At 72.0% G+C, this 22,621-nt stretch carries 22 protein-coding genes and 1 pseudogene; 9 read left to right on the top strand and 14 right to left on the bottom strand.

The features are described 5' to 3' along the window. Positions 1–9: 9 nt before the first annotated feature. Positions 10–744 (bottom strand): DUF4097 family beta strand repeat-containing protein, encoded by a 735-nt coding sequence (locus ACWEOH_RS07185; protein ID WP_452029535.1) that lies wholly within the window; start codon positions 742–744, stop codon positions 10–12. Between the two features lie 164 nt (positions 745–908). Here ACWEOH_RS07185 and ACWEOH_RS07180 point away from each other — a divergent pair, with 164 nt between their 5' ends. Next, entirely contained in the window at positions 909–1,688 is a 780-nt protein-coding gene (locus tag ACWEOH_RS07180; protein ID WP_452029534.1) for a polyprenol monophosphomannose synthase, read from the top strand. 13 nt (positions 1,689–1,701) lie between these two features. On the opposite strand, the gene ACWEOH_RS07175 is transcribed toward ACWEOH_RS07180, so the two are convergent. Both ACWEOH_RS07175 and ACWEOH_RS07170 read right to left on the bottom strand, forming a co-directional pair. Beyond that, on the bottom strand, positions 1,702–2,985 hold the full coding sequence (locus ACWEOH_RS07175) for an ROK family protein (RefSeq protein WP_452029532.1): 1,284 nt from the start codon (positions 2,983–2,985) through the stop codon (positions 1,702–1,704). Between the two features lie 185 nt (positions 2,986–3,170). Next, positions 3,171–3,746: a TetR/AcrR family transcriptional regulator gene (locus tag ACWEOH_RS07170; RefSeq protein ID WP_452029531.1), complete on the bottom strand. Its 576-nt coding sequence runs from the start codon at positions 3,744–3,746 to the stop codon at positions 3,171–3,173. Between the two features lie 124 nt (positions 3,747–3,870). On the opposite strand from ACWEOH_RS07170, the gene ACWEOH_RS07165 reads away from it, so the two are divergent. From ACWEOH_RS07165 to ACWEOH_RS07140, 6 genes are all read left to right on the top strand, one after another. Further along, entirely contained in the window at positions 3,871–4,557 is a 687-nt protein-coding gene (locus tag ACWEOH_RS07165; RefSeq protein ID WP_452029529.1) for an RraA family protein, read from the top strand. 188 nt (positions 4,558–4,745) lie between these two features. Further along, positions 4,746–5,369, top strand: coding sequence for a hypothetical protein (locus ACWEOH_RS07160; protein WP_452029527.1), 624 nt, complete (start codon positions 4,746–4,748; stop codon positions 5,367–5,369). A gap of 182 nt (positions 5,370–5,551) precedes the next feature. After that, positions 5,552–5,899, top strand: a complete 348-nt coding sequence (locus ACWEOH_RS07155; protein WP_352175272.1) for a hypothetical protein — start codon at positions 5,552–5,554, stop codon at positions 5,897–5,899. A 5-nt stretch (positions 5,900–5,904) separates the two neighbouring features. Next, complete coding sequence (locus tag ACWEOH_RS07150) at positions 5,905–6,438, top strand: hypothetical protein (protein ID WP_352175273.1); 534 nt, start codon at positions 5,905–5,907, stop codon at positions 6,436–6,438. A 149-nt stretch (positions 6,439–6,587) separates the two neighbouring features. Further along, positions 6,588–6,929: a hypothetical protein gene (locus tag ACWEOH_RS07145; RefSeq protein ID WP_452029524.1), complete on the top strand. Its 342-nt coding sequence runs from the start codon at positions 6,588–6,590 to the stop codon at positions 6,927–6,929. Beyond that, positions 6,926–7,438: a methyltransferase family protein gene (locus ACWEOH_RS07140; protein ID WP_452029522.1), complete on the top strand. Its 513-nt coding sequence runs from the start codon at positions 6,926–6,928 to the stop codon at positions 7,436–7,438. Before ACWEOH_RS07145 ends, ACWEOH_RS07140 begins: the two co-directional genes overlap by 4 nt. Here ACWEOH_RS07140 and ACWEOH_RS07135 read toward each other — a convergent pair. After that, a complete protein-coding gene (locus ACWEOH_RS07135) occupies positions 7,428–8,801 on the bottom strand; it encodes an alpha-hydroxy acid oxidase (protein WP_452029520.1) in 1,374 nt (457 codons plus the stop codon). The genes ACWEOH_RS07140 and ACWEOH_RS07135 overlap by 11 nt on opposite strands. Positions 8,802–8,884: 83 nt before the next feature. Next, positions 8,885–9,667: a FadR/GntR family transcriptional regulator gene (locus ACWEOH_RS07130; protein WP_452029518.1), complete on the bottom strand. Its 783-nt coding sequence runs from the start codon at positions 9,665–9,667 to the stop codon at positions 8,885–8,887. Between the two features lie 129 nt (positions 9,668–9,796). Between ACWEOH_RS07130 and ACWEOH_RS07125 the strand changes: the two genes are divergently transcribed. Then, complete coding sequence (locus ACWEOH_RS07125) at positions 9,797–10,321, top strand: DUF1707 SHOCT-like domain-containing protein (RefSeq protein ID WP_452029516.1); 525 nt, start codon at positions 9,797–9,799, stop codon at positions 10,319–10,321. Positions 10,322–10,346: 25 nt separating this feature from the next. Here the strand turns inward: ACWEOH_RS07125 and ACWEOH_RS07120 are convergent, their stop codons facing one another. Next, positions 10,347–11,315 (bottom strand): NYN domain-containing protein, encoded by a 969-nt coding sequence (locus ACWEOH_RS07120; protein ID WP_452029514.1) that lies wholly within the window; start codon positions 11,313–11,315, stop codon positions 10,347–10,349. A 67-nt stretch (positions 11,316–11,382) separates the two neighbouring features. After that, positions 11,383–13,497 (bottom strand): CHAT domain-containing protein, encoded by a 2,115-nt coding sequence (locus ACWEOH_RS07115; protein WP_452029512.1) that lies wholly within the window; start codon positions 13,495–13,497, stop codon positions 11,383–11,385. 216 nt (positions 13,498–13,713) lie between these two features. Here ACWEOH_RS07115 and ACWEOH_RS07110 point away from each other — a divergent pair. Next, positions 13,714–13,806: pseudogene (locus ACWEOH_RS07110) on the top strand (DUF1707 domain-containing protein); the annotation flags it as partial. 73 nt (positions 13,807–13,879) lie between these two features. On the opposite strand, the gene ACWEOH_RS07105 reads toward ACWEOH_RS07110, so the two are convergent. The 7 genes from ACWEOH_RS07105 to ACWEOH_RS07075 all read right to left on the bottom strand — a co-directional run bounded on the left by ACWEOH_RS07105 (position 13,880) and on the right by ACWEOH_RS07075 (position 22,593). Continuing rightward, positions 13,880–14,071, bottom strand: a complete 192-nt coding sequence (locus ACWEOH_RS07105; RefSeq protein ID WP_452029510.1) for a hypothetical protein — start codon at positions 14,069–14,071, stop codon at positions 13,880–13,882. A gap of 54 nt (positions 14,072–14,125) precedes the next feature. Further along, complete coding sequence (locus ACWEOH_RS07100) at positions 14,126–16,189, bottom strand: CHAT domain-containing protein (RefSeq protein ID WP_452029508.1); 2,064 nt, start codon at positions 16,187–16,189, stop codon at positions 14,126–14,128. Positions 16,190–16,196: 7 nt separating this feature from the next. Then, a complete protein-coding gene (locus ACWEOH_RS07095; RefSeq protein ID WP_452029506.1) occupies positions 16,197–16,604 on the bottom strand; it encodes a CU044_2847 family protein in 408 nt (135 codons plus the stop codon). A gap of 21 nt (positions 16,605–16,625) precedes the next feature. Further along, positions 16,626–18,554, bottom strand: coding sequence for a CHAT domain-containing protein (locus tag ACWEOH_RS07090; protein WP_452029504.1), 1,929 nt, complete (start codon positions 18,552–18,554; stop codon positions 16,626–16,628). An 84-nt stretch (positions 18,555–18,638) separates the two neighbouring features. After that, a complete protein-coding gene (locus tag ACWEOH_RS07085; RefSeq protein WP_452029502.1) occupies positions 18,639–20,318 on the bottom strand; it encodes a CHAT domain-containing protein in 1,680 nt (559 codons plus the stop codon). A gap of 270 nt (positions 20,319–20,588) precedes the next feature. Next, complete coding sequence (locus ACWEOH_RS07080) at positions 20,589–21,575, bottom strand: serine hydrolase domain-containing protein (RefSeq protein WP_452029500.1); 987 nt, start codon at positions 21,573–21,575, stop codon at positions 20,589–20,591. 91 nt (positions 21,576–21,666) lie between these two features. Next, entirely contained in the window at positions 21,667–22,593 is a 927-nt protein-coding gene (locus ACWEOH_RS07075; protein ID WP_452029498.1) for a 2-hydroxyacid dehydrogenase, read from the bottom strand. Positions 22,594–22,621: the final 28 nt, after the last annotated feature.

Genomic DNA, 22,621 nt, shown 5'->3' with positions numbered 1-22,621 from the left:
CGGCCGGAGTCAGTCCTCCTCGACGGTGATCGACCCGTTCGAGGTGCGCAGGTCGAGCGTGAATCGGCCGTCGGGATCGTTCGCGACGCCGATGTCGGTGCCGCCGTTCGACGTCTCGGTGGTGATCCGGTAGCTGTCGGCGGGCACGCTGAGCTCGATCGAGCCGTTCGAGGTGCGGGCCTCCACGTCCTGCGCCGTGCCGAGCTCGAGGTCGATGGCGCCGTTCGACGTCTCGGCTCGGATGCCGTCGCCGTTCAGGCTCTCGCCCTCGATGCGGCCGTTCGACGTCTCGACGTCGACGCGTCCCTGCACGTCCTCCAGCTCGATGCGGCCGTTGCTCGTGCCGACCTCGACCGCGCCGACGTTCTGCACCTTGATGGCGCCGTTCGAGGTCTGCCCCCGCACGACGGCGCCGGCGGGCACGTCGATCGTGTAGTCGACCGAGCACCGGCGCCCGCAGCCGCGGAGCTCGAGCGTGTCGCCCTGCACGGCGTGGGTCTCGCCCTCGGGCCGCTCGCCGCGGTACGAGACCTGGCGCGCCACGGTCGTCTGCGTCGCGCCCTCGACCCCGCGCACGGTGACACTGCCCTGGTTGTCGGCGATCTGGATGGTGGCGATCGCGTCCTCGACGGTCGTGGTGTCGCTGAACTGCTTGGCCGGGGTGAGGAACGCGCACCCGCCGAGCGCGCCCGCCACGAGGACGGTGGCTGCTGCCGCCACGGCAGCACGGAGCATCCGGTTCATGAGGCCCCCCTCGGGCTCGTCGGCGACTCCCCCCGACGTGCCGATGGTACCGCGCGGGCGCGTCGTCGACCACCGGCGCGGGCCCTCGGCCGCTGGGCGGTCAGCGAGCGGATGCCGCGGGCGGCTACGATAGCGCGGACACGCCCGCCGAGGTGAGGGAGCGAATGGCCGGCACACTCGTCGTGATACCGACCTACAACGAGCGCGAGAGCCTCGCCGACACGATCGCCCGCGTGCGCGCGGCCGTGCCCGAGGCATCCGTGCTCGTGGTCGACGACAGCTCGCCCGACGGAACGGGCGAGCTGGCCGACGAGCTCGCCGCCGCCGACGTCGCCGTGCACGTGCTGCACCGGCGCACGAAAGACGGGTTGGGCGCGGCCTACCTCGAGGCGTTCGGCTGGGCGCTCGAGCGTGGATTCGACCCGATCGTGCAGCTCGATGCCGACGGGTCGCACCTGCCAGAGCAGTTGCCCCGGTTGCTCGCGGCGCTCGAGCCGACGGATGCCGCGGGCGGCGCCGACCTCGTGATCGGATCGCGCTGGATCCCGGGCGGGTCCATCGAGAACTGGCCGCGTCACCGCGAACTGCTCTCGCGATGGGGAAGCGCGTATGCACGCATGGTGCTGCGGCTCGACACGCGCGACGCCACGGCCGGGTACCGGGCGTTCCGCGCCGACGCGCTGCGTCGCATCCGCCTCGAGGACGTGCACACCCGCGGCTACGGGTTCCAAGTCGACATGCTCTGGCACGCACGCGAGGCGGGCCTCACGGTCGTCGAGGTGCCCGTGACGTTCGTCGAGCGTCGGCACGGGCGCTCGAAGATGAGCCCGGCGATCGTGATCGAAGCGACCTTGCGCGTCACCGCATGGGGCCTGCGGTCGCTGTTCGGGCACCGGCCGCAACCCGCGAACAACAGCGGATCGGCTGGGCGCTCGCGCACCTGACGCGCGCTCCGCGTCAGCCCGCCAGCAGGAGCGGCTCGGCGAGCAGCCGCTCGCGCGCCTGCCAGCGCGCGCCCACCAGCGCGGCGTCCGCGCCGACGCGCGCCGCTGCGATGGCGGGGATCGCCTCGAGCGCGCCGCCGCCGATGGTGGGCCGGTTCGAGCGGTACGCCGTGTCGATGTCGGCGACGAGCCGGCCCCAGTAGCCGCCGACCACGACCACGGCGGGATCCACGGTCGGCGTGACGAGCTGCAGCGCGCGGCCGATCCAGTGCGCGGCGTCGAGCCACGACCAGCGCGCCCGATCCTCGGCCGCGGCGATGCGCGTGACGAGCTCCTCGAGCGCCGCCGTGTGCCCGTGCGTGGCGGCAAGGTGGTCGAGGCCCGCGCGCTCGAGCACGACGTCGGCCGCGGCGACCGTCGCGAGGCATCCGCGCTGGCCGCATTCGCAGCGCACGCCGTCCTGCAGCACGGGCAGGTGTCCGAAGGTCGCGGCGAGTCCGTGTGCGCCGCGCAGCGGGACGCCTCCCGCGACGACCGCGGCGGTCACGCCCGTGTCGCCCGAGACGTACAGCACGTCGTCGACGCCGGGCAGCTCGGCGTGTTCGGCGACCGCGGCCGCGACGGCCGCGGACTGCAGTGTGAGGGGCAGGAGGAGCGCCGACTCGACCCTTCCGAGGACGGGCACGCGGGCGCGCAGCTCGCCGAGCACGTCGACGGGCTCCGCGCCGAGCCGGCCGTCGTTCAGGACCACCGGCGGGGTGCCCGCGACCGCGCCGTCGACGAGCACCGTGACGTCGGCGATCGGGCGGTCGGCGCGCTCGGCCCAGGCGAGGGCACGGGCGAGGGCGATGCCGTCCGCGTCGAGAGCGAGCGCCGAGGCCGAGGGCGCAGGGGGTGCGGGCGGCGCGTCGTCCGGGATGGCGACGTCGTCGACCAAGACGATCGGCACGTCGAACCGGGCGAGCTCGTCTCCCGAGAGGCTGGCGACGGTCGCCACCGCCTCGTCGACCCGCAGCACCGTCGTCACGACGAGATGGTCGGCCGCGGCGAGCGAGAGCGGGGTCGCGCGACCGTCGCCCGTGGGGTCGTGCTCGGCTGGACGCAGGATGCCGGCCTCGATGAGTCGGGCGGTGAGCCCGGCGATCGCGCCGCGCCCGAGGCCCGTCGCGTGGGCGAGCTCGCTGCGCGTGGCGCTGCCGTGGGTCACGAGGTGCTCGAGGACGAGGGTGGAGTGCTCCCGGTGCACGCCCAGGGGGCCGGTCGACGTGGGAACGGATGTCTCGCCGACGTTCGTCATGTCGCAAGCATGCAGCCGCGTGTCGTCGCCGGTCACGTACCCCGTTCAGGGGTCAGGCGTCGAGGAGCGCCGCGACCTCCGCGTAGCCGTCGCGGCGGTCGACGATCTCGGGCTCGTCCCACACGCGGATGACCCGCGCTGCGTCGACCTCTACGAGGGTCTCGGTGCTGGTCCGGGTCGCGAGCTCAGGCCCGGGTGACGAGCTGCCAGAGGTAGGCGACGTGGTCGGCCATGTCGATCGAGGGATCGAGCATCCATTGGGTCTGCAGGCCGTCGGCGGCGGCGAGGAACAGGTTGGCGATGCGATCGGCGTCGAGGTCGGCGTCGATGCGACCCGCGGCCTGCTCGTCGCGGATGAGCTCCGAGAACATCGCCCGGAACTGGTCGTAGCGCTCGATGAAGAACTCGCGTGCCGGGTGGTCGGGATCGCCGGCCTCCGTGGACACCTGCGCGTAGAGCTGCACCAGCCCGGGCACCTCGGAGTTGTGCCGGATCACGGCGAAGAAGCCCTCGATCGGCGTCTCGTACCTGCTCTCGAACGCGGAGGCGTCGACCTCGTCGCGCTTGCGGAGGATCTCCTGGAAGAGCTCCTCCTTCGAGGAGAAGTAGTGCAGGAGTCCGGCCTGGCTGAGGCCCACCGCGTCGGCGAGCTCACGCACCGAGGTGCGGCGATAGCCGTTGCGGGCGATCACGTCGAGCGCCGCGGTGAGGATCTCCTCGCGCTTCGCGATGCCCTTCGCATACGAACCCCTGCGTGCCATACCTGCATGGTACGGACTCGCCGCTGCGTTGTGAGGATCGTGCGCCAGTGCCGATGGCGGGAAGGCGACGCAGCTCGGCAGGCGCGCACCTTGCCGCCACGGACTCGCTCAGTAGCATCGCCGCATGCCCATCGAGATCGTGCCGCCCACCGCCGCAGTCGCCGACGCCGCCCTCCGCCTCGGCGTCGAGGCGCGCCTGGCGCCCGTGTCGCTCCGGCCCCTGCTTGCGACCGCGCCGATCGCCGGGCCCGCCCGGCCCGTGACGCACCTCGGCAGCGTCGACGTGCTGCTCGAGACGATCGACGATGCGCCGCCCGGCGCGATCATGGTCGTCGACAACGGCGGCCGGCTCGACGAGGCGTGCGTCGGCGACCTCATGGTGCTCGAGGCCGAGCGCGCCGGGCTCGCGGGCATGGTGATCTGGGGCCTGCATCGCGACACCGCGCAGTTGCGCGAGATCGGGCTGCCCGTGTTCAGCCTCGGCGCGTGCCCGTACGGTCCGCGTCGGGTCCCGCCGGCCGGCCGGCGGATGGCGTCCGCGGTGCTCGACGGCGTCGCGGTGGGGGAGGACGACCACGTGTTCGCCGACGACGACGGCGTGCTCGTCGTGGCATCCGTGCACGTCGACGCACTGGTCGAGACCGCGCTCGCGATCCAGCGGACGGAGACCGCGCAGGCCGATCGGATGCGCCATGGCGAGAGCTTGCGCGCCCAGCTCGACTTCGCGGGCTACCATGCCCGGCAGGCGGCCGACCCCGAGCTCACCCTGCGCCGGCACCTCACCGAACGCGGCGGCGCGATCGAGGTCTAGCGGGAGCGTCGACTCGACGGTCGCGCAGCCCCGCGCGTCATCCGACACACCCCCTTGTATCCCGGCGGCGACGAGCGCACAGTGGAAGGAGCGAGGGAGGTCCCATGCGCGACTCGATGGTTCACCCGGATGTCATGCCGATCCTCTCCCCGGGCCGGCACCACTCAGCACGGCGCGGGGCCTGCTTCATGGAGTTCGCGTCGTACCTCGCGGGCGAACGCTGGAGCGACCATCCCGCCTGCACGCACGGCACGCTCGCGCACCTCGCCCGCCTGGTGAACGATCGCACGAGCGACGCGGGCCGAGCGCAGCTGACGCCGCTCATCCCGAGGGTCATCGGCCTGACGAGCGACGACCCGATGCTCGACGTGGTGCTCGCGGTGCGCGCCGCCAGCGCCGCCCTGCCCATCGCCGCCGAGGAACGCCAGCGTTCGCAGGCCGTGGGGCTGCGCATCGCGCTCGAGATCCTCGCCGACCGGGACGACGAGTTCGCCGCGGACGCGCGGGAGCTGGCGGAGGGCGCCCTGCGCGTCGCCCCCACCGCCGACGAGTGGGCCACCCGGTTCATCGCCGACGTCGGTCGGGCCCGCCGCCCGGGCATGACCGCGCGGCAGTGCCGGGGCATCGTGACGGGCGCCGTCGACGGGATCGCCCGCGCGTGCGTCGCGGATCCCGACGATCGACTCGTCGCCCTGCTCGCCGCCGCCGTGTCCGACACGGAACGCTTCGTGGATGCGCCGTCCGAGCCGGCCGTCCTCCCGGCGGACGCCGATCTCCCCGACGCGGGCGTGCCGGCGGTCGTCAGGTCCTAGACCTCGCGCGAAAGCAGGAACGACATGGCATCCGCCGCGTGTCGCGGTCGACGGATGCCGCGTGTCGGCCGGGTCTCTTCCTGCATCCGCGTGTTCCCGCAACCCGTTGACGCCCGCGACGGCTCCCCGTAGACCGGGGAGTGATCGCATCGCGCCCGCGATCCGACGAAGGGAGCCGACGGATGGCCGTGAAGCTGAACCAGACCGGACTCCGGCATGCCCGTTCGCTCGTGCGCGACGGCAAGGTCGTGCGCGACGAGCGCGACGCCTGGAGCGAGGACGCCCCGAGCGCCGAGGACGAGAACGACTTCATCGACCAGCACGGCTGGGGCGACTACAGCAAGTGGCACCTCGGGGTCGACGACGACATGGATCGCGACACCAAGGGGCACTACAGCTTCCCCTACGGCGACTTCGCGAAGGTGCACCGCTGCGCCGTGATCTCGGCCGAGAGCCGCGCGGGGCAGTTCGACCACGACGAGATCCGCGATGAGGCGAAGAAGCTGCTCGACCTCATCGACGAGGACTGATCGACATGGCCACCACGCAGCGCGACGACCGCAAGCAGGCGAAGTCGGCCATCCGCGCCGCCCGCAAGGCGGAGAAGGAGGCCGCCAAGTTCGCGAAGCAGCTGCCGAAGGGCGCCCCGCGGGCGAAGTTCGAGGCCGTGGTGGCGGATGCCGCGACGACCCGCCGTGCCGCTGAGGCGGGTCGCGACGCAGACCCGCGCCGTGCCGCGCGGCAGGCCGCCCGCGCATCGGCGAAGCTCGAGCGCGCCTCGCTGCGGATGGGTCCGAGCGGCGACGTCGGCAGGGCCAAGGCGACGCCGAAGGACACCGATGCGGAGGCGCGGGCCAAGGCCCGGGCGAAGACGCTGAAGCGTCGTCGCAAGCAGGCCAAGCAGGTGCAGAAGATGGCGAAGTCCGTCGCCCTGCATACCGTCGTGCAGTCCGTGACGACGCCGACGGAGAAGGAGCAGGCGAAGCAGGACATGAAGGACCTGCATCGGCGTGCGAAGCGGGTCGAGCTCGCCGGCGGCCGCCGCCGCACCCGCCGAATCGCGCGCTGATCCAGCGAAGGCGTCATGGCACGATGCACCGGCACCGGCCCGTCGCCGGTGCATCGCTCCTGACGGCGCGTCGACGGGCTCCGTTCGGCGCGCCCGAATGGGGGATTCTCCCGATGCCGCGGCCGGGCGCTGCGCCTAGCTTCGGTGTCATGGACCTCGCCGTGTTCGCCGGCGTCGTGTCGACCGGCCTCTTCGCCATGAGCTACCTGCCCATGCTGGTGAAGGCCGCGCGCACGAAGGACCTCTCGTCGTACAGCCTCGGCAACCTCGCGATCACGAACGCCGGCAACCTCGTGCACTCCGTGTACGTGTTCGCGCTCCCGTTCGGGCCGATCTGGCTGCTGCACGGGTTCTACCTCGTGGCCTCCGCGCTCATGCTCGTGTGGTTCCTCCGCTACCGGACGACGTCCCGGGGAGGGCGGGTCCGGCACGACGACGTCGGCCAACCCGGCACGAGCGGAGTGGCCGTGATGAAGGCGAGGGTGCGGTGACTCCGAGCCTGATCAGGCGCGTCGCCGCCGTCTACGGCAACATCCCGTTCCCGGAGGGGCAGGCCGTCGGGCTCGCCCTGGATCCGGTGCTCGACCGCGTCCGTCCGATGCTCCTTCCCGGTCCGCGCGCGCTCCACCGTGCGGCCGGCCTCGTCGCACTCGCCGGTGGTTCCGCGCTGACCGTCTGGGCGCTGCTCGAGCGGCGACGCCGGACCGCGGGCGAGTTCCGGCTGGAGGAACCGGAATCGCTCGTGACGACCGGCCCGTACGCCTGGTGCCGTCACCCGATGTACGTCGGATGCTGGCTCATCCACCTGGGCATCGGCGCCCTGCGCGGCTCCGGCTGGGTCGTTGTGACGCTGCCCGTGGGTGCGTTCGCCGAGCACCTCGGCGCGCTCGCCGAGGAACGGGCGCTCGGCCGCGCCTTCGGCGAGGAATGGGCGGACTACCGCGAGCGGGTGCCGCGGTACGCGGGATGGCCGCGACGACGCGGGCGCGCTATGGCGTGACCTTCGCCCGCGATCCCGCCCGCCCGTTCGAGGAGGCGGCTGCGGGCTTCTTCGTGCTGGAGGACGGGCGCGGCGCGCGCACGGTCGTGGGCTTCGACGCGACCGCGGCCTCCGCGGCATCCGCCACCGGCTTCGCGATGGGCTGGAGCCGGGCGAGCTGCGTGACGTGCTGCGGGCCGAGCTCGTCGAGCGTGGCGACCTCGAGCAGCTTCATGGTGCGCTCCACCTCGGTGCGCAGGATCGAGATCGTGCGGTCGACGCCACGGCGTCCGCCGGCCATGAGGCCGTAGAGGTACGCGCGCCCGATGAGCGTGAAGCGCGCGCCGAGCGCGACGGAGGCCACGATGTCGGCGCCGTTCATGATCCCGGTGTCGATGTGGACCTCGAGGTCGTTCCCGACCTCGCGCACCACGTGGGGGAGCAGGTGGAACGGGATCGGCGCACGGTCGAGCTGCCGGCCGCCGTGGTTCGAGAGCACGATGCCGTCGACGCCGCGATCGGCGAGGAGCTTCGCGTCCTCGACGGTCTGCACGCCCTTGACCACGATCCTGCCGGGCCAGATCTCGCGGATGATGTCGAGGTCCTCGAACGAGATGGTCGGGTCCATGGCCGAGTCGAGCAGTTCGCCGACCGTGCCGCCCGTGGAGGAGAGCGACGCGAACTCGAGCTTCGGCGTGGTGAGGAAGTTGATCCACCAGGCCGGCCGCGGGAGCGCGTTGATGACCGTGCCGGGCGTGAGCTGCGGCGGGATCGAGAAGCCGTTGCGCTTGTCGCGCAGGCGGGCACCGGCCACGGGGGTGTCGACCGTGAAGAACAGCGTGTCGAAGCCCGCGGATGCCGCGCGCTTCGCGAGCTCGTAGGAGATCTCGCGCTTGCGCATCACGTAGAGCTGGAACCAGTTGCGGCCGTTCGGGTTGGCGGCCTTCACGTCCTCGATCGACGTGGTGCCGAGCGTGGAGAGCGTGAACGGGATGCCCGCGGCGCCGGCAGCGCCCGCGCCGGCGATCTCGCCCTCGGTCTGCATCATGCGCGTGAAGCCCGTGGGGGCGATGCCGAACGGCAGCGCGCTCGGGCCGCCGAGCACCTCGCGGCTCGTGTCGACCACGGGCACGTTGCGCAGGATCGACGGGTGGAACTCGACGTCCTGGAACGCCTGGCGGGCGCGCGCGAGCGAGAGCTCGCCCTCGGCGGCGCCCTCGGTGTAGTCGAACGGCGCCCTGGGCGTGCGCCGCTTCGCGATGTCGCGCAGGTCCCAGATCGTCAGGGCCTTCTCGAGCCGGCGGTCGGTGGGGTTCATCGTCGGCTTCTTGAACCGCATGAGCTCGGCGAGCTCCTTGGGGTTCGGGAACTGGCGCTGCACCATGGTGTCGCTCTCTCTCGTTGCTGGTCTTGGTCGTCGAGGTGACGCGATCCGCCCTCCCCGCTCATGCGAAGGGGCGGATCGCGTCACCTCGGCACGGTCTGGGTAGTGGTCGGGTCGGGGAGGGTCTCGGCGTAGTAGCCCGAGATGTGGTCGTGCACGCGCGAGCGTGCGGTCGCGGCATCCGCTGCGTCGATGGCCTCGACGATGCCGCGGTGCTCGTGGCGCAGGCGGGCCGACGTGACGCCCCAGTCGGCGATGTTCGCGAGGCCCGCGAGCGCGTAGCCCTCGATGCCGCTGCGCAGGCCGGCCATGGTGGCGGTGATGACCTGGTTTCCGGATGCCTCGGCGAGCGCCAAGTGGAAGGCCGCGTCGAGCGCGAGGAACTCCGAGGGCGACAGGCCCGGGGAGTCCATGGCGTCGAGCAGGTTTCTGGCCGGGGCGAGGTCGGCGTGCGGCGCCTCGGCGAGGTCGCCCGCCACCGACGTCTCGAGCAGGAGTCGGGTGCGCACGATGTCGGCGACGGGGAAGCCGCGCGCGGCGACCTGCAGGCGCATGAGCGCGCTCATACCGCCGCCCGGCGTCGCGATGATGATGGCACCCGCGGTGGGGCCCGACCCCGCCTGCGTGCGGACCAGGCCGAGTACCTCGAGCACCCGCAGCGCCTCGCGCACGCTCGACCGGCCGACGCCGAGCTCGGCGGAGAGGGCGCGCTCGCCGGGGAGGTGGTCGCCGACCGAGAGGGAGCCCTCGAGCAGCTGCCGCTCGACGTGCTCGATCACGAGCTGCCACGCGCGGGGGGTGTCGGGCGCGACGGTGGCGACCGGTGCCTCGGATGCCTCGGGCGCGTGGGATGCCGCAGCGGCCATGCTGCTCGCTCCTCTCGCCCGCTCCAGTGTGGTCTGACCACACTAGCACATGTGGTCAGACCACAGTCGGATCGGACGGAATCCTCCGAAACCCTTCCGCCGCCCGGCCGCATTCGGCACGCTGGACGCATGAGCGGATACGCGTCCCCGGATCGACCCGACCAGCGCCTGAGCGACGCCGAGCGCGACGAGGCCGTCGGCCGACTCGGGCAGGCGCACACGGAAGGCCGGCTCACCACCGAGGAGTACGGCGAGCGGTCAGCGTCGGCGCGACGTGCGGTGACCCGCGCCGACCTCGTGCCCCTCTTCGCGGACCTGCCCGAATCGCCCGGTGCCGAGCAGGCGGTGCCTATCGCCGCGACACCGGGGCCAGTACCGCCGCCCCCGCCCGCTCCGGGCTACGGCACCGGCACCGCGTATCCGGCGTCGCAGCCCGTGGACGTCGACCGTGATCGAAGCAGCGGCAGTCGTGCCCTCGGCGGACGCGTCGGCGCCACGATCATGGCCCTGGTCCCGTTCCTCGCCGTCGCCCTGTTCTTCATCACCGGATTCATGGGCAGCTTCGCCTGGTCGTGGCTCTGGTTCCTGCTCGTGCCGATCGCGGGCATCGTGATCTACGGCCCGGGCTCGGACGGGCGCCGCTCGCGGCGCTGACCACATTCGGCGCCTACGCGCTGATTCAGCCCTTCTTCGGGCGGATCCGGATGCGGTTGCCCGCCTCGTCGAGCTCGACGACGCCGGCGCGCGACTTCACGAAGTCGCTGAACGAGCCGAACCCGAGCTTGCGCTCCTGGAACGACGGATCCATGCGCTGCATCTGGTTCTTCACGGCTCCCGAGGGCTGCCACTCCTGGTCGTTCCGCGCGCGGAGCAGCTCGAGGGCCTTGAGCAGCAGGCGGCCGGGGTTGCGCGTCGGCGGCGCGGCAGCCGGCGCGGGTTCGGCGGGTGCGGATGCCGCGCCACCCGACTTCGCCGACTGCCCGGCGTCGTGGGCGGCATCCGTCGACTTCTTCGACCGGCTGCGCGACGGCTTCGATGCCGGCTCGGACGGAGCGGATGCGTTCTCGTCGTCGTCGACCGCGGCATCCGTCGACAGCAGGGCGTCGTAGTCGGCGAATTCGTCGCACGCGGCGCTCAGCGCCCGGCTGGTGCCGCCGGCGACGCCGATGCCCACGACGTAGGCGCCGAGGCGCTTCGCCTTCTGCGCGAGCGGCACGTAGTCGGAGTCGCCCGCCACGATGACGATGTGCGTGAGCCCGTCGAGGCGGAACAGGTCCTCGACGGCGTCGACGGCGAGCCGGATGTCCGCGCCGTTCTTCATCGACTTCACGAGCGGGAAGAGCTGCACGAGGTCGACCGCGCGGTCGATGAGCTGGCCGCGGTAGCTCGCGTTGACTGGCGTCGACCAGTCGGCGTACGCGCGGGCCAGGGCGATCGTGCCGAACGTCGACGCATAGTCGAGCACCGCGTCGACGTCGACCGTGGCCTCGAGCAGCCGCGCCGCGGCCTGCGTGCCCGAAGCGGGCGCCTTGCTGCGCGAGGTGTCCTTGCGATACGCGCCGTCGCCGTGCAGCTGGTCGTAGCGCGAGATGACGATGTTGTCGAAGTCGAAGTAGAGGGCCACGCGGGGTTCTGCCGAGGCGGGCATGTCGACCTTCCGTCGTTGGGCGTTGTTCCCGATGCTAGAACGCTCCACCCGATACTCGGGCACTTATTCATGGGCAGTAGGTCACCGTGATGACAGAGTTCTGATCAACCGAGGCATACGCGTCGGGCTCCTGGTCGACGGTCCGGTCCGGAGCCCAGAACTTGCACGTTGCGATCGGCCCGGTCTCCGGGCCAAGGGTGAGGCTTACCTCCTGAGCCTTGGCCGTCGTCTCTTGCCAGTTACTGCCAACGAGATCTGGCACGGTGACCTGCCCCGTCGAGACAATGAACTGGACCGTCGAACCGGGCGCGACTGAGTCCCCTTCGGCTGGGACTGTCCGGATTACGTAGCCTTGCGGAATCTTCGGGTGGTTTTCGGAAATTTCGGGGCCGGTCGCGGGCGTGAGATTCATTGCCTCTACGTCTGATCTTGCCGCGTCAATTGTTTTACCACTGACTGCGGGGACGGCGACCGGCTCCCCTTCGGTGTTCGACGGGTCCCCGTCGCCATTGCTCACGCCGCTGCCGTCGTCTTCTGCGTCAACGGAGGGCGTCGCGCTGGGGCCGGAGGATGCCACCGAGACCGGTACCTGCGGCGAGCCAGAATTTGAGATCGCGACGATAACGATAACGATGACGATGACGATGACTAGAAGCGAAAGCAGCGCGCCGAGGCGCCGCGCTTTGCGCGGTTTTGTACGACGCGACTGTTCAGGACCGTTCGACGATACAGGTCTGATGGGCGGATTGCCGCCGATAGGCGACACGGTCTCCCGTGGAATAGGGATTGGTTTAGTCGTGGCAGCTCTCGCCGTTTCCTCCTCGGCCCACCACGGCGTGACGGGTGGGGCGGCGATCGCTTCGTCCGAGTCCGTCGGCGCTGTCGTCGCACCCGTGCTAACTGGCATCGTCGGGGAATCGGTATTCGGCCGGATGATCGGGATGATGGTGCTCGGAATGTCACCGGAGTCCGCCGCATGGAACGTGGGCGGCCGATCGGCCTGCCCGGATGGGGGCGTCCCCGTCGAGAGAGACCGGGAGACGGCATCCGCCGTCGTGGAGACCCCGGTCTCCGCCACCGGCGCGACGTCGAAGAGCCGAGTGTCGTCACCGCGGAGGTAGAGCACCGGGGTCACCCACTCGAGAGTGCCCTGGCCGATCCCAAGGATCTCGATGCGGCCGCTGCGAACGGCGTCGTCGATGCGACGACCGTGGGCGAGCGCTGTGTAGAACCCGCGCGAGAACTCGATCGCGGCACGATCGCTGATCTCGAACTGCATGGCCGCAACCGCGTGGATGCCGCTGTGGGCGAGAGCGCCGGCCGTTCCGGAGAACAGGTCATCCCTTCCGCCGGTCCCGGAGCTGCACGTGTTGAGCAGGACGAGGCGCGGCGACGGATCCGCCTCGTCGATCAGGTCGGCGAGGCTCGACGCCGGCACATTGTGGGTTCGGCCGTCCTGGCCGACGAACGCGAGCAGGCCCTCCTGGGTCGCGGGGTCGTAGGTGCCGTGGCCGATGAAGTGCAGGACGTGCCACTCGCGAGTGAGGAGCCGGTCGTGCACCGCCGACCATGTCACGGGTTCGACCCAGCTGATCTTCACGCGACCCGCGTCGATCTGTGGGCGGAGCGCGTCCTCGAGGAGCTTCCTCTCGGCCTCGACGTCGAGGGCCGGAAGTCCCCGTGGCGAGGACACCATTCCGAGGATGCGCAACGGTGGATCGATCGCGAGCACCGCCGGCGCGTGCCGGGCGGGAACCCGCCTCACGAGCGGCTCCTTCCGGCAGAGGTAGGTGGCGGTCTCCGGATCGAACAGGGTCTCCCACGGGAGCGCCACCAGGCCCGGCGCGCTCAATCGGAGAACGAGCTGGATGCTCTTTCCGCGGTCCGAGGCGACTGCGAGACTCGTGCGATAGGCCGCTTGCACGTCGCCTTGGAACACGGCGTCGAACAGTTGCCTCCCGATGTCTTGGATCGCGACCTCCGTCGTCGGGACGACACGTCGCGCCATCACCGCGGAGGCGAGGATGCTCTCTTCGAGCTGCGGCCGGCGATTGACGAGCTCATCGAGGTCGAGCGTGAAGGTCGACGTCGGCTCGCCGCCGCCGACGGACCGCAGGACATGGACGGTGTACGAACCCGAGTCCGGTCCGGGTAGGATCTCCAGTTCGATCACTGTGTCCATAGGCGAATCGTCGTCCTCGCCTCGTGTCGCCCCAAGCGGGACAGCACCGACCCGTCGATCCGGGCGCGTCCGGAGTCAGGCCGATTCCAAGGGACCCCCCATTCCGCATTCTGGCCCTGATCAGCCAACCTGGCAAGCGGCGGGGCACGCTCGGCTTCCGCCCGCGACGCCGAGCGCGACGAGGCTGTCGGGCGCCTTCCGTAGGCGCACGCGGAGGGACGCCTCTCGACCGAGGAGTACGGAGAGCGATCGGCAACCGCACGTCGGGCGGTAACCCGCGGCGACCTCGTGCCTCGCCGACCTGCCTGAGGCCCTGCTCCCGAGCAGCAGGTGCCACCCGTCACGGGGGAGCCAGGCCCGATGCCGCCGCCGCCCCCGCGGCCTATGGCACCCCGTTGCCCTCGGCGCCCGCCGCCGACATGGGACGCGGGAGCCGAGCGCTCGGCGGATGCATCGGCGCGACGATCATGGCGCTCACGCCGTTCATCGCTGTCGCGCTCTTCTTCATCACCGGCTTCACCGGCAGCTTCGCCTGGTCGTGGCTCTGGTTCCTGCTGGTGCCGATCGTGGGCATCGTGATCTACGGCCCAGGCTCGGAGGACACGCGGTCACGCCGCGCTTGGTCTTCTCACTCGATCGGCGGGTTCTTCCATACCTTGACGCTCAGCGTGCCGCCGTTGTCCGAGGTGTCCGAGTCGTTGATGGCGAGCCACAAGTCGCCGGCGTTCGGGCAGATATAGGTGGCCGTCCCGTCCTCGGCGAAGCCGGAATACGTCTCGACGACGACGGTGTCCAGTCCGACGATCAGCTGTCCGGGGCCGAACGCCGGGTACTCGGGGAGGTAGCCGATCTCCGGTCCGAGGTATCCGGCCGGGCCGACGGCCGATTCCTCGCTGCCGTTGAGCAGCACCGAGCCGGTCGCCGTGAGCTCGAACGTGTCGTTCGCGACGCAGCTCAGCCCCGTCCACTCCTCGGCGTCACTGCCGAGCATGGTGACCTCCGCGGTCGGCGGGATCGCGGGCGCCGGGGGAGCGGTCGTCGTCCCGGTGCCAGACCCCGTGCCGGAGCCCGAGGTCTGCTCCTGGTCGCCCTCTGGCGCGGTACCGGTCGACCCGAGGAACTGCCACGCGGCGAACCCGCCGCCGATCGCCACGAGCGCGAGGATCGGCACGATGAGCCACGCCTTCCGGCGAGGCCTCGGATCCGGCCTCACCTGAGTCGGCTGCGGACGGGTCGAGCCGGGCCCGCGCGGCAGACGCGATGGCGCGGTAGGCCTCGCTGTCGGCTGCGACGTCCGCCACTGCGGGGCATCCGAGATCGGCGGCGCGCTCGGCGCACCCCGCGGCGGCGGCGGCGCGCTCGGAATCGTCGCGGCTCGAAGCTGCCCGGCCGTCGGCGGGGGCAGGTCCGCTTGCCGGGGTCGCCCCGGGGGTGGCGGTGCCGCGCTGGGACCGGGTGGCCGCGCCGGCACGGTGGTCGGCGCCGGCTTCGCCGTGGCTTCCGGAACCGCCTTCGCCGCGGCATCCGGACCATCCGCCTTGCGCTCATCGACCGGGGCTCCCGCGTGGTCGGCGGGCGCTTCAGCCATGGGCGCGACCTCGAAGAGGCGAGTGTCCTCGCCGCGGAGGTAGAGGACGGGGGTGACCCACTCGAGCGTGCCCCGGGTGAGTCCCAGCATCCCGATGCGGCCGCTGCGAACGGCCTCGTCGATGCCGCGGCCGTGCGCGAGCGCGGCGTAGAAGCCGCGGGAGAACTCGATCGCCGCGACGTCGCTGACGGAGAACTGCATCGCCGCGACCGCGTGGATGCCGCTGTGCACGAGCGCCGCGGCCGTTCCGGAGAAGAGGTCGTCGGCGCCGCCCGTTCCCGACCGGCACGAGTTGAGCAGCACCAGCCGCGGCGACGGATCGGCCTCGGCGAGCAGGTCGGCGAGGCTCGACGCGGCGACGTAGTCGGCGCGCCCGTCCCTGCCGACGAACGCCAGCACGCCCTCGTCGGTCTCGCTGTCGTAGGTGCCGTGGCCGATGAAGTGCAGCACGTGCCACTCGCGCTCGAGCAGCTTGTCGTGCACGCTCGCCCAGGTCACCTCGTCGACCCAGTCGATCCGCACGCGACCGGCATCGAGGTGCGGGCGGAGCGCCTTCTCGAGCAGCTCCTTCTCGCCCTCGACGTCGAGGGGCGGCAGCCCACGCGGCGACGAGATCATGGCGAGCACCCGCAGCGGCGGCGTGACGGCGAGCGCCGGGGGCGAGTACGGAGCAGGGACGTACCTGACGAGCGGCTCCTTGCGGCACAGGTACGTGCCGGTCTCCGAGTCGAAGAGCGCCTCCCACGGGAGTGCGGCGAGGCCCGGCGCGGTGAGTCGGAGCACGATCTGCACGCCGGAGCCGCGGTCGGATGCCACGGCGAGGCTCGTGCGGTAGGCGGTGCCCACGTCGTCGCGGAAGACGGCGTCGAAGAGCTGGCGCCCGACGCCCTGGATTGCGGCCTCCGTCGTCGACATGATGCGCCGCGCCGCCACCGACGAGGAGAGGACGCTGTCCTCGAGCGCAGGCCGGCGGTCGAGGAGCTCTTCGAGGTCGAGCTCGAACGTGGCCTTCGGCTCGCCGCCGCCCACGGAGTGCAGCACCTCGACCAGGTACGTCCCCGGCTCGGGGCCGGTCCGGATCTCCAGCTCCATCACGGCGTCCATGGCGACCTCACGTCCTCCGCGCGAGCCAGCGCATGGTCACGCGGAAGTTCGCCTGCGAGCTCGCCGCGGCGATGTACGCCCCGACCTCGAGGCTCACCTGCACGCCGAACTCCACCTCGAGCTCGTCGGGCGCGTCCTCCTGCTCCCGGACCTGGCGCAGGAGCGCCGAGACCGCGGGGCGGGCGTGGGCGAGCACGTCGTCGAGGCTCTGCTGCGTCCGCTCCACGAGTCGACCGCTCGGGATGCCGCGGGTCGACAATGCCGCGTCGGGGATGCCGCGCACGGTGAGGCCGGGCACCGGCTCAGCGGCGTCCGCGGCCTCGTCGACGGCCACCGACGGGAGCAGCCCGGCGTCGGCGACCTGGATGGCGACCTCGTCGCCGTCGGCCGTCGTGAAGATCGCGATCCGTTCCATGGCTTCCCCCGTCGCCGTACGTCACTTCTCGTTGAGGACCACCGTCGCGTGGAACTCGCCGTGATTGCCCGCGAACCCGTTGTCGTTGATGCCGAGCCGCAGCCCACCCGGAACGGGGCACTCGTAGGTGGTCCCCGTTCCCACCGGGAACATCGCGCTGCTCGTGTCGAGCGCGCCGATCACCGACGCGGTGTTGGCCTCGGGGAGCACGCGGTACTCCGCCCCCCAACCGCTGGTGATGCCGTCGGGGCCGACCTCGGACTCGGCCGACGCGTCGTGGAAGGCCGTTCCCGTGACCGAGATGACGAACTCGTCGCCCTGCTCGCAGCTCAGGCCGACATTCGTCCAGGGGGTCGACATCGGGATCGTGACGTCGGCCGTGGTCGACGATCCGCCTCCGCCGTTCGCCTCCCACGGGCGCAGCAGGTTGAGCGCGTACACGGCGCCACCGATCACGACCGCAGCGATGATCGCGACGATGATCCACGGCAGGACGCGCGAGGAGCGCTTCACCGGACGGGGTGTCGCGCGCGGTGCGGTGCGGATCGGTCCAGGCGGTGGCGGCACGGGCACGAACGTGTCCCGGCGGACGGGTTCGGGCGGCACGTCGCGGGGCGGCGGGCGCTGCCACTCGGGCGTCGGGTACGTCGGATCGGTCGGTGAGTCCGGCGGACTCGGAGCGACCGTCGGCGTCCCGTCCGGCACATCCGTCGTCGTCGGCTCCACGCCGCCGCCGACCTCGATGGAGACGTCGGTCGGCACCTCGGTCTCGTCCGTGACCGCGGGAGAGGGGCCCGCGGCCGGAGGGACCGGCGCCGGCGGCATCGGCGGTGGCGGCAGCGGCGACGCGGCCACGTCGAACAGGTGGGCGTCCTCGCCGCGGAGGTAGAGCACGGGCGTGACCCACTCGAGCGTCCCGCGTCCGATGCCGAGGATCCCGATGCGCCCGCTGCGCACGGCCTCGTCGATGCCGCGGCCGTAGGCGAGCGCGGTGTAGAAGCCGCGCGCGAACGCGATCGCGGCGATGTCGCTGATGGAGAACTGCATGGCGGCGACGGCGCGAATGCCGCTGTGCGCGAGCGCGGCCGCGGTGCCCGAGAAGAGGTCGGACGTGCCGGCGGCCCCCGACTGGCACGAGTTGAGCACGACGAGCCGGGGCGTGGGCTCGGCCTCGTCGAGCAGGTCGGCGAGGGCGGAGGCCGGGACGTAGTCCGCACGGCCGTCGCGACCGACGAACGCGAGCACGCCCTCGTCGGTGGCGGTGTCGAACGCCCCGTGCCCCACGAAGTGCAGCACGTGCCACTCGCGCTCGAGCAGCTTGCCGTGGATACCCTCCCACGAGGCATCCTCGAGCCAGTGGAGCTCCACCCGACCGGATTCGAGGTGCGGCCCGAGCGCGCGCTCCAGACGTTCCCGTTCGTCCTCGACGTCGAGGGCGGGGAGGCCGCGCGGCGACGAGATCATGGCGAGGATGCGGAGCGGTGGCGTGAGCGCGAGCGGTGCCGACGAGTACGGCGCCGGCACGTTCCGCACGAGCGGCTCCTTGCGGCAGAGGTAGGTCTGCGTCTGCGAGTCGTAGAGCGTCTCCCACGGCAGCGCGGCCAGGCCCGGCGCGGTGAGCCGCAGCGAGATCTGCACGCTCTTGCCGCGTTCGGATGCCACGGCCATGCTCGTGCGGTAAGCGCTCTCGACGCTGCCGGTGAATGCCGAGTCGAAGAGCCGGCGGCCCACGTCCTGGATCGCCACCTCGGTGTCCGACATGATGCGACGAGCCGACACCGACGACGACAGCACGCTCGCCTCCAGGTGCGGACGGCGATCGACCAGGTCGTCGAGGTCGATGGTCACGGTCTCAGCCGGCTCTCCGGCTCCGACCGAACGGAGGACGCGCACCACGTAGGAGCCCGGTTCGGGTCCGGGCCCGATCTCCAGCTCCATCACGGCGTCCATGCGCGAATCCTCGTCGTGCGGGGTGTCCGTGGCCAGCGTGCGGCCACTGAACCTCTGCTGCGGGATGTCCCGGACATGACCGGTTCATTCCGCCGGAAGGAGCTCGACCGTCGCGGTGAATCCACCGCGGTTCCCGTCCAGCTGGTTGTCGTTCGGCCCGAGCAGCAGCTCGCCGGGCGACGGGCACACGTACACCTGCTCGGACCCCACGAAGAAGGCATCACTCCGGTTGTCCAGCACCCCGATGAGCGCGAACGAGTCGATGTTCCGGTAGACGCGTGGTTCGGGCGACTCACCCGTGGCCAGCCCGGCGGGCCCGACGGCCGCCTCGGTCTCGTCGTAGACCCCCTCACCCCGTGCGGAGATGCGGATCCGGTCGCCCTGGGCGCACGAGACGCCGGTACTCGTCCACGCCTTGTCCATCCGGACGAAGACTTCGTTCGCGTCCAAGGCGCCGCCCGCCCCGCCGTCGATCCATTGCGGCACGAGGAGTGCCGCCCCCAGTGCGACGGCGGCACCGACCGCGACCAGGCCGCCGATGAGCCACGGCCGCCGTCGGCGGGCGTTCGCGTCCTCGGTCGGCGTTCGCGGCGGGCGGTCGGCTTCGGGAGGGCGTGGAGATCGGGCGGGCGGCGCGTCAGCGTCGGCGCTCCTGGCCCGCTGCGCCACGTCGAACAGGCGCGTGTCCGCGCCGCGCAGGTACAACACGGGGGTCACCCACTCCAGCGTCCCGCGGCCGAGGCCGAGGATGCCGATGCGGCCGCTCCGCACGGCTTCATCGATGCCGCGGCCATGCGCCAGCGCGGAGTAGAACCCACGGGAGAACTCGATGGCGGCCGTGTCGCTGATCGAGAACTGCATCGCCGCCACCGCATGGATGCCGCTGTGCGCAAGCGCGGCCGCGGTGCCCGAGAAGAGGTCGTCGGGTCCGCCCGCGGCCGACCGGCACGAGTTGAGCAGCACGAGCCTCGGCGTGGGCTCCGCCTCGGCGAGGAGGTCGGCGAGCGCCGAGGCCGCGACGTAGTCGGCGCGGCCGTCGCGTCCGACGAATGCGAGCACGCCCTCGTCGGTGTCGATGTCGAACGTGCCGTGCCCGATGAAGTGGAGCACGTGCCACTCCTGCTCGAGGAGCTTGTCGTGCACGCCCGACCACGTCACGGGTTCGAGCCACTCGACCTGCACGCGCCCGGCGTCGAGATGCGGTCGCAGCGCCTCCTCCAGCAGCTCGCGTTCGTGCTCGACGTCGAGCGGCGGCAGGCCGCGCGGCGACGACACCATCGCCAGCACGCGCAGGGGCAGGTCGATCGCGAGCGGTGCCGGCGCATGCGGAGCGGGCACCTGCCGCACGAGCGGCTCCTTGCGGCAGAGGTAGGTCTCCGTCGCCGGGTCGTACAGGGCCTCCCACGGGAGCGCCGCGAGACCGGGTGCGGTGAGACGGAGAGCGAGCTGCACCCCCGATCCTCGCTCGGATGCGACGGCTGCGCTCGTGCGATAGGCGGCGTACACGTCGCCCGTGAACGCGGCCTCGAACAGTTCGCGTCCGACGGCCTGCAGGCTCGCTTCGGTGTCCGACATGATGCGTCGCGCGGAGACGGAGGACAGCAGCACGCTCGCCTCGAGGTCGGGTCGTCGCCTGAGCAGTCGATCGACGTCGAGCCGGAATTCCGCGCTCGGCTCGCCGCCGCCGACCGATCGGAGCACGCGCGAGACATACGTTCCCGGGTCGGGACCGGGACCGATCTCAAGCTCCATGACGGCGTCCATGCGCGCATCCTCGTCCGCTGGTGGCCCGTCTCCCACCGGGTCACCACTGACCTCGCGCCGCGTGCGCGTCCGCCCCGAGGACGCTCCGCAAACGTTCGGTCAATGCTCAGGGTACTCCCGATCCGGGATCCCGGACAGGCGCGGCCGTTCGCGCTGGGCGGGTTCCCCCGCCGCCGAGAGTGCTCGGAATGCCGCATCCGACCGCGAGTTGCGACATCTCGAGCACTCTCGGCGTGTGAGAGAAGAGAGGGTGAAGGGTCGCGTGTGCGGTCAGGCCCCCGCGGCCACCGCGTTGTGCAGCTCGTCGGCGTCGACGCCGAAGCGGCCGAACCCGCCGCCGATGTTCGTGAGCAGCACGAAGCAGACGTCGAGCGACGGCGTGATCCAGAACTCCGTGCCGGCCCAGCCGCCGTGGCCGAACGTGTCGCGCGCGAGCAGGCCCGGCGCCGAGTGCCGGAGGTTCCACGTGAAGCCCCAGTCCTGGCCGCGCGACTCGACGTAGGGCTCGAGCTTCGGCAGCCCGGCGGTGAGCGGGCGGCGCATCGCCTCGAAGGTCACTGGCGCCACGAGCGACCCGTCGTTGCGCAGCAACGCGCTGCCGATGGCGAGCAGGTCGGCGGCGCGGGCGAACAATCCGGCGCCCGGATGCCGCAGCGAGGCGAACCGGGCCCAGTCGAGACCCTGCTCGACGACGTCGACCGGCAGGTGCGGCGTGGAGTCGGCGTCGAACGTGAGGCCCGGGGCATCCGCTCGCTCGCCGACCTTCGCGACCGCCTGCTCCCAAGGCGCGCCCGAGGCGTCCTCGATGAGCGCGGCGATGCCCTCGAACGCGATCGACGAGTAGCGCGAGGCGGCGCCCGCGGGGAAGTCGCGCGACGCCACGAGCAGCGACGGACGGAGGCCGCCGGGCACGTCGAGCGGCGGCTCGCTGATGCCCGACGTGTGGCTCACGAGGTGGCGCAGCCGCACGACGTCGTCGCGCCAGCCGCCGAACTCGGGCACGGCACGGGTCAGCGGCGTCTCGGGCGTGAGCCGCCCCTGCTCCACGAGGTGCAGCGCCGCCAGTCCCACGATCGGCTTCGTGATCGAGAACAGCGGGTAGTGGTCGTCGACGGATGCCGCGTGCCCGCCGGTCGCGCCGAAGGCCTCGAGCGCCACGACCCCCTCCGCCGTCGCGACGCCGAGCACGGCCGACGGCAGCGGGCCGTCGTGCACGTTGCGGCGGACCCAGTCGAAGGCGGCGTCGAACTGCGGCATGGGGGAGTCCTCTCGGGTGAGTTCGGGGTCGGGCGTTGCGGGGCGGGTCGCGGTCGGGGCTGGGGGTCTCGGGATGCGCGCAGGGCTGGGATCAGGTGCGCAGCACGACGTTGAGGGGCTCGTCGCCCTGCAGCATCCGCTCGATCTGGGTGCGCACGAGCCGCGCCATGCGCGGCATCATGGCGGTCGACGCGCCGCCCACGTGCGGGGAGATGAGTACGTTCGGCAGCGCGAACAGCGGATGCCCCTGCGGCAGCGGCTCGGGATCGGTGACGTCGAGCGCGAAGCGCAGGCGGCCGCGCGTGGCGTGGTCGAGGATCGCGTCGGTGTCGGCGACCCTGCCGCGCGCGATGTTGACGACGAGGGCGCCGTCGGGCAGCGCGGCGAGGAACGCGTCGTCCACGAGCCCCGTCGTCGCGTCGGTGAGCGGCACGCCGACGATCACGATGTCGGCGGTGGGCAGCAGTGCGGGCAGCTCGTCGATGCCGTGGATGCGTCCGCGCTCGTCGTCGCGTGCACGGGTGGCGACGCGGACGAGCTCGACCTCGAACGGCGCGAGCCGGTCCTCGATCGCATGCCCGACGCCGCCGTAGCCGAGCAGCAGCACGCGCCGATCGGCGAGGCTCTCGTGGCGCGCGGGCGCCCAGCGGCCCTGCTCGGCGGCGCGCACGAAGTCGGGGATGCCGCGCTGGGCGGCCAGCACCAGCGCGAGCGTGAGCTCGGCCGTCGAGGTCTCGTGCACGGATGCCGCGTTCGCGAACACCTGACCCGCCGGCAGCACGTCGGGCACGTCGTCGTAGCCGATCGACTGGGACTGCACCAGCCGCGCCGAGACGCCCTCGAGCGCGCCGAGCCGTTCGGCGGCGCCCATGTACGGCGGCACGACGAGGTCGATGTGGTCGGCCGGCGCGGGCGAGTCCAAGTCCCAGAGCTCGATGTCGACGCCCTCGGGCGGCGCGCCGATCGCACGTCGCAGGGTCTCGCCGGGCACGGTCACGAGGAGGTGGGGTTCGCTCATCCGGCCATCCTTCCAGAGCGGCGGGCGG

This window comes from Agromyces sp. NPDC004153 (assembly GCF_053603635.1).
The sequence above is the reverse complement of the archived record's forward strand: the minus strand, read 5'-3'. Positions and strand labels throughout refer to the sequence as shown.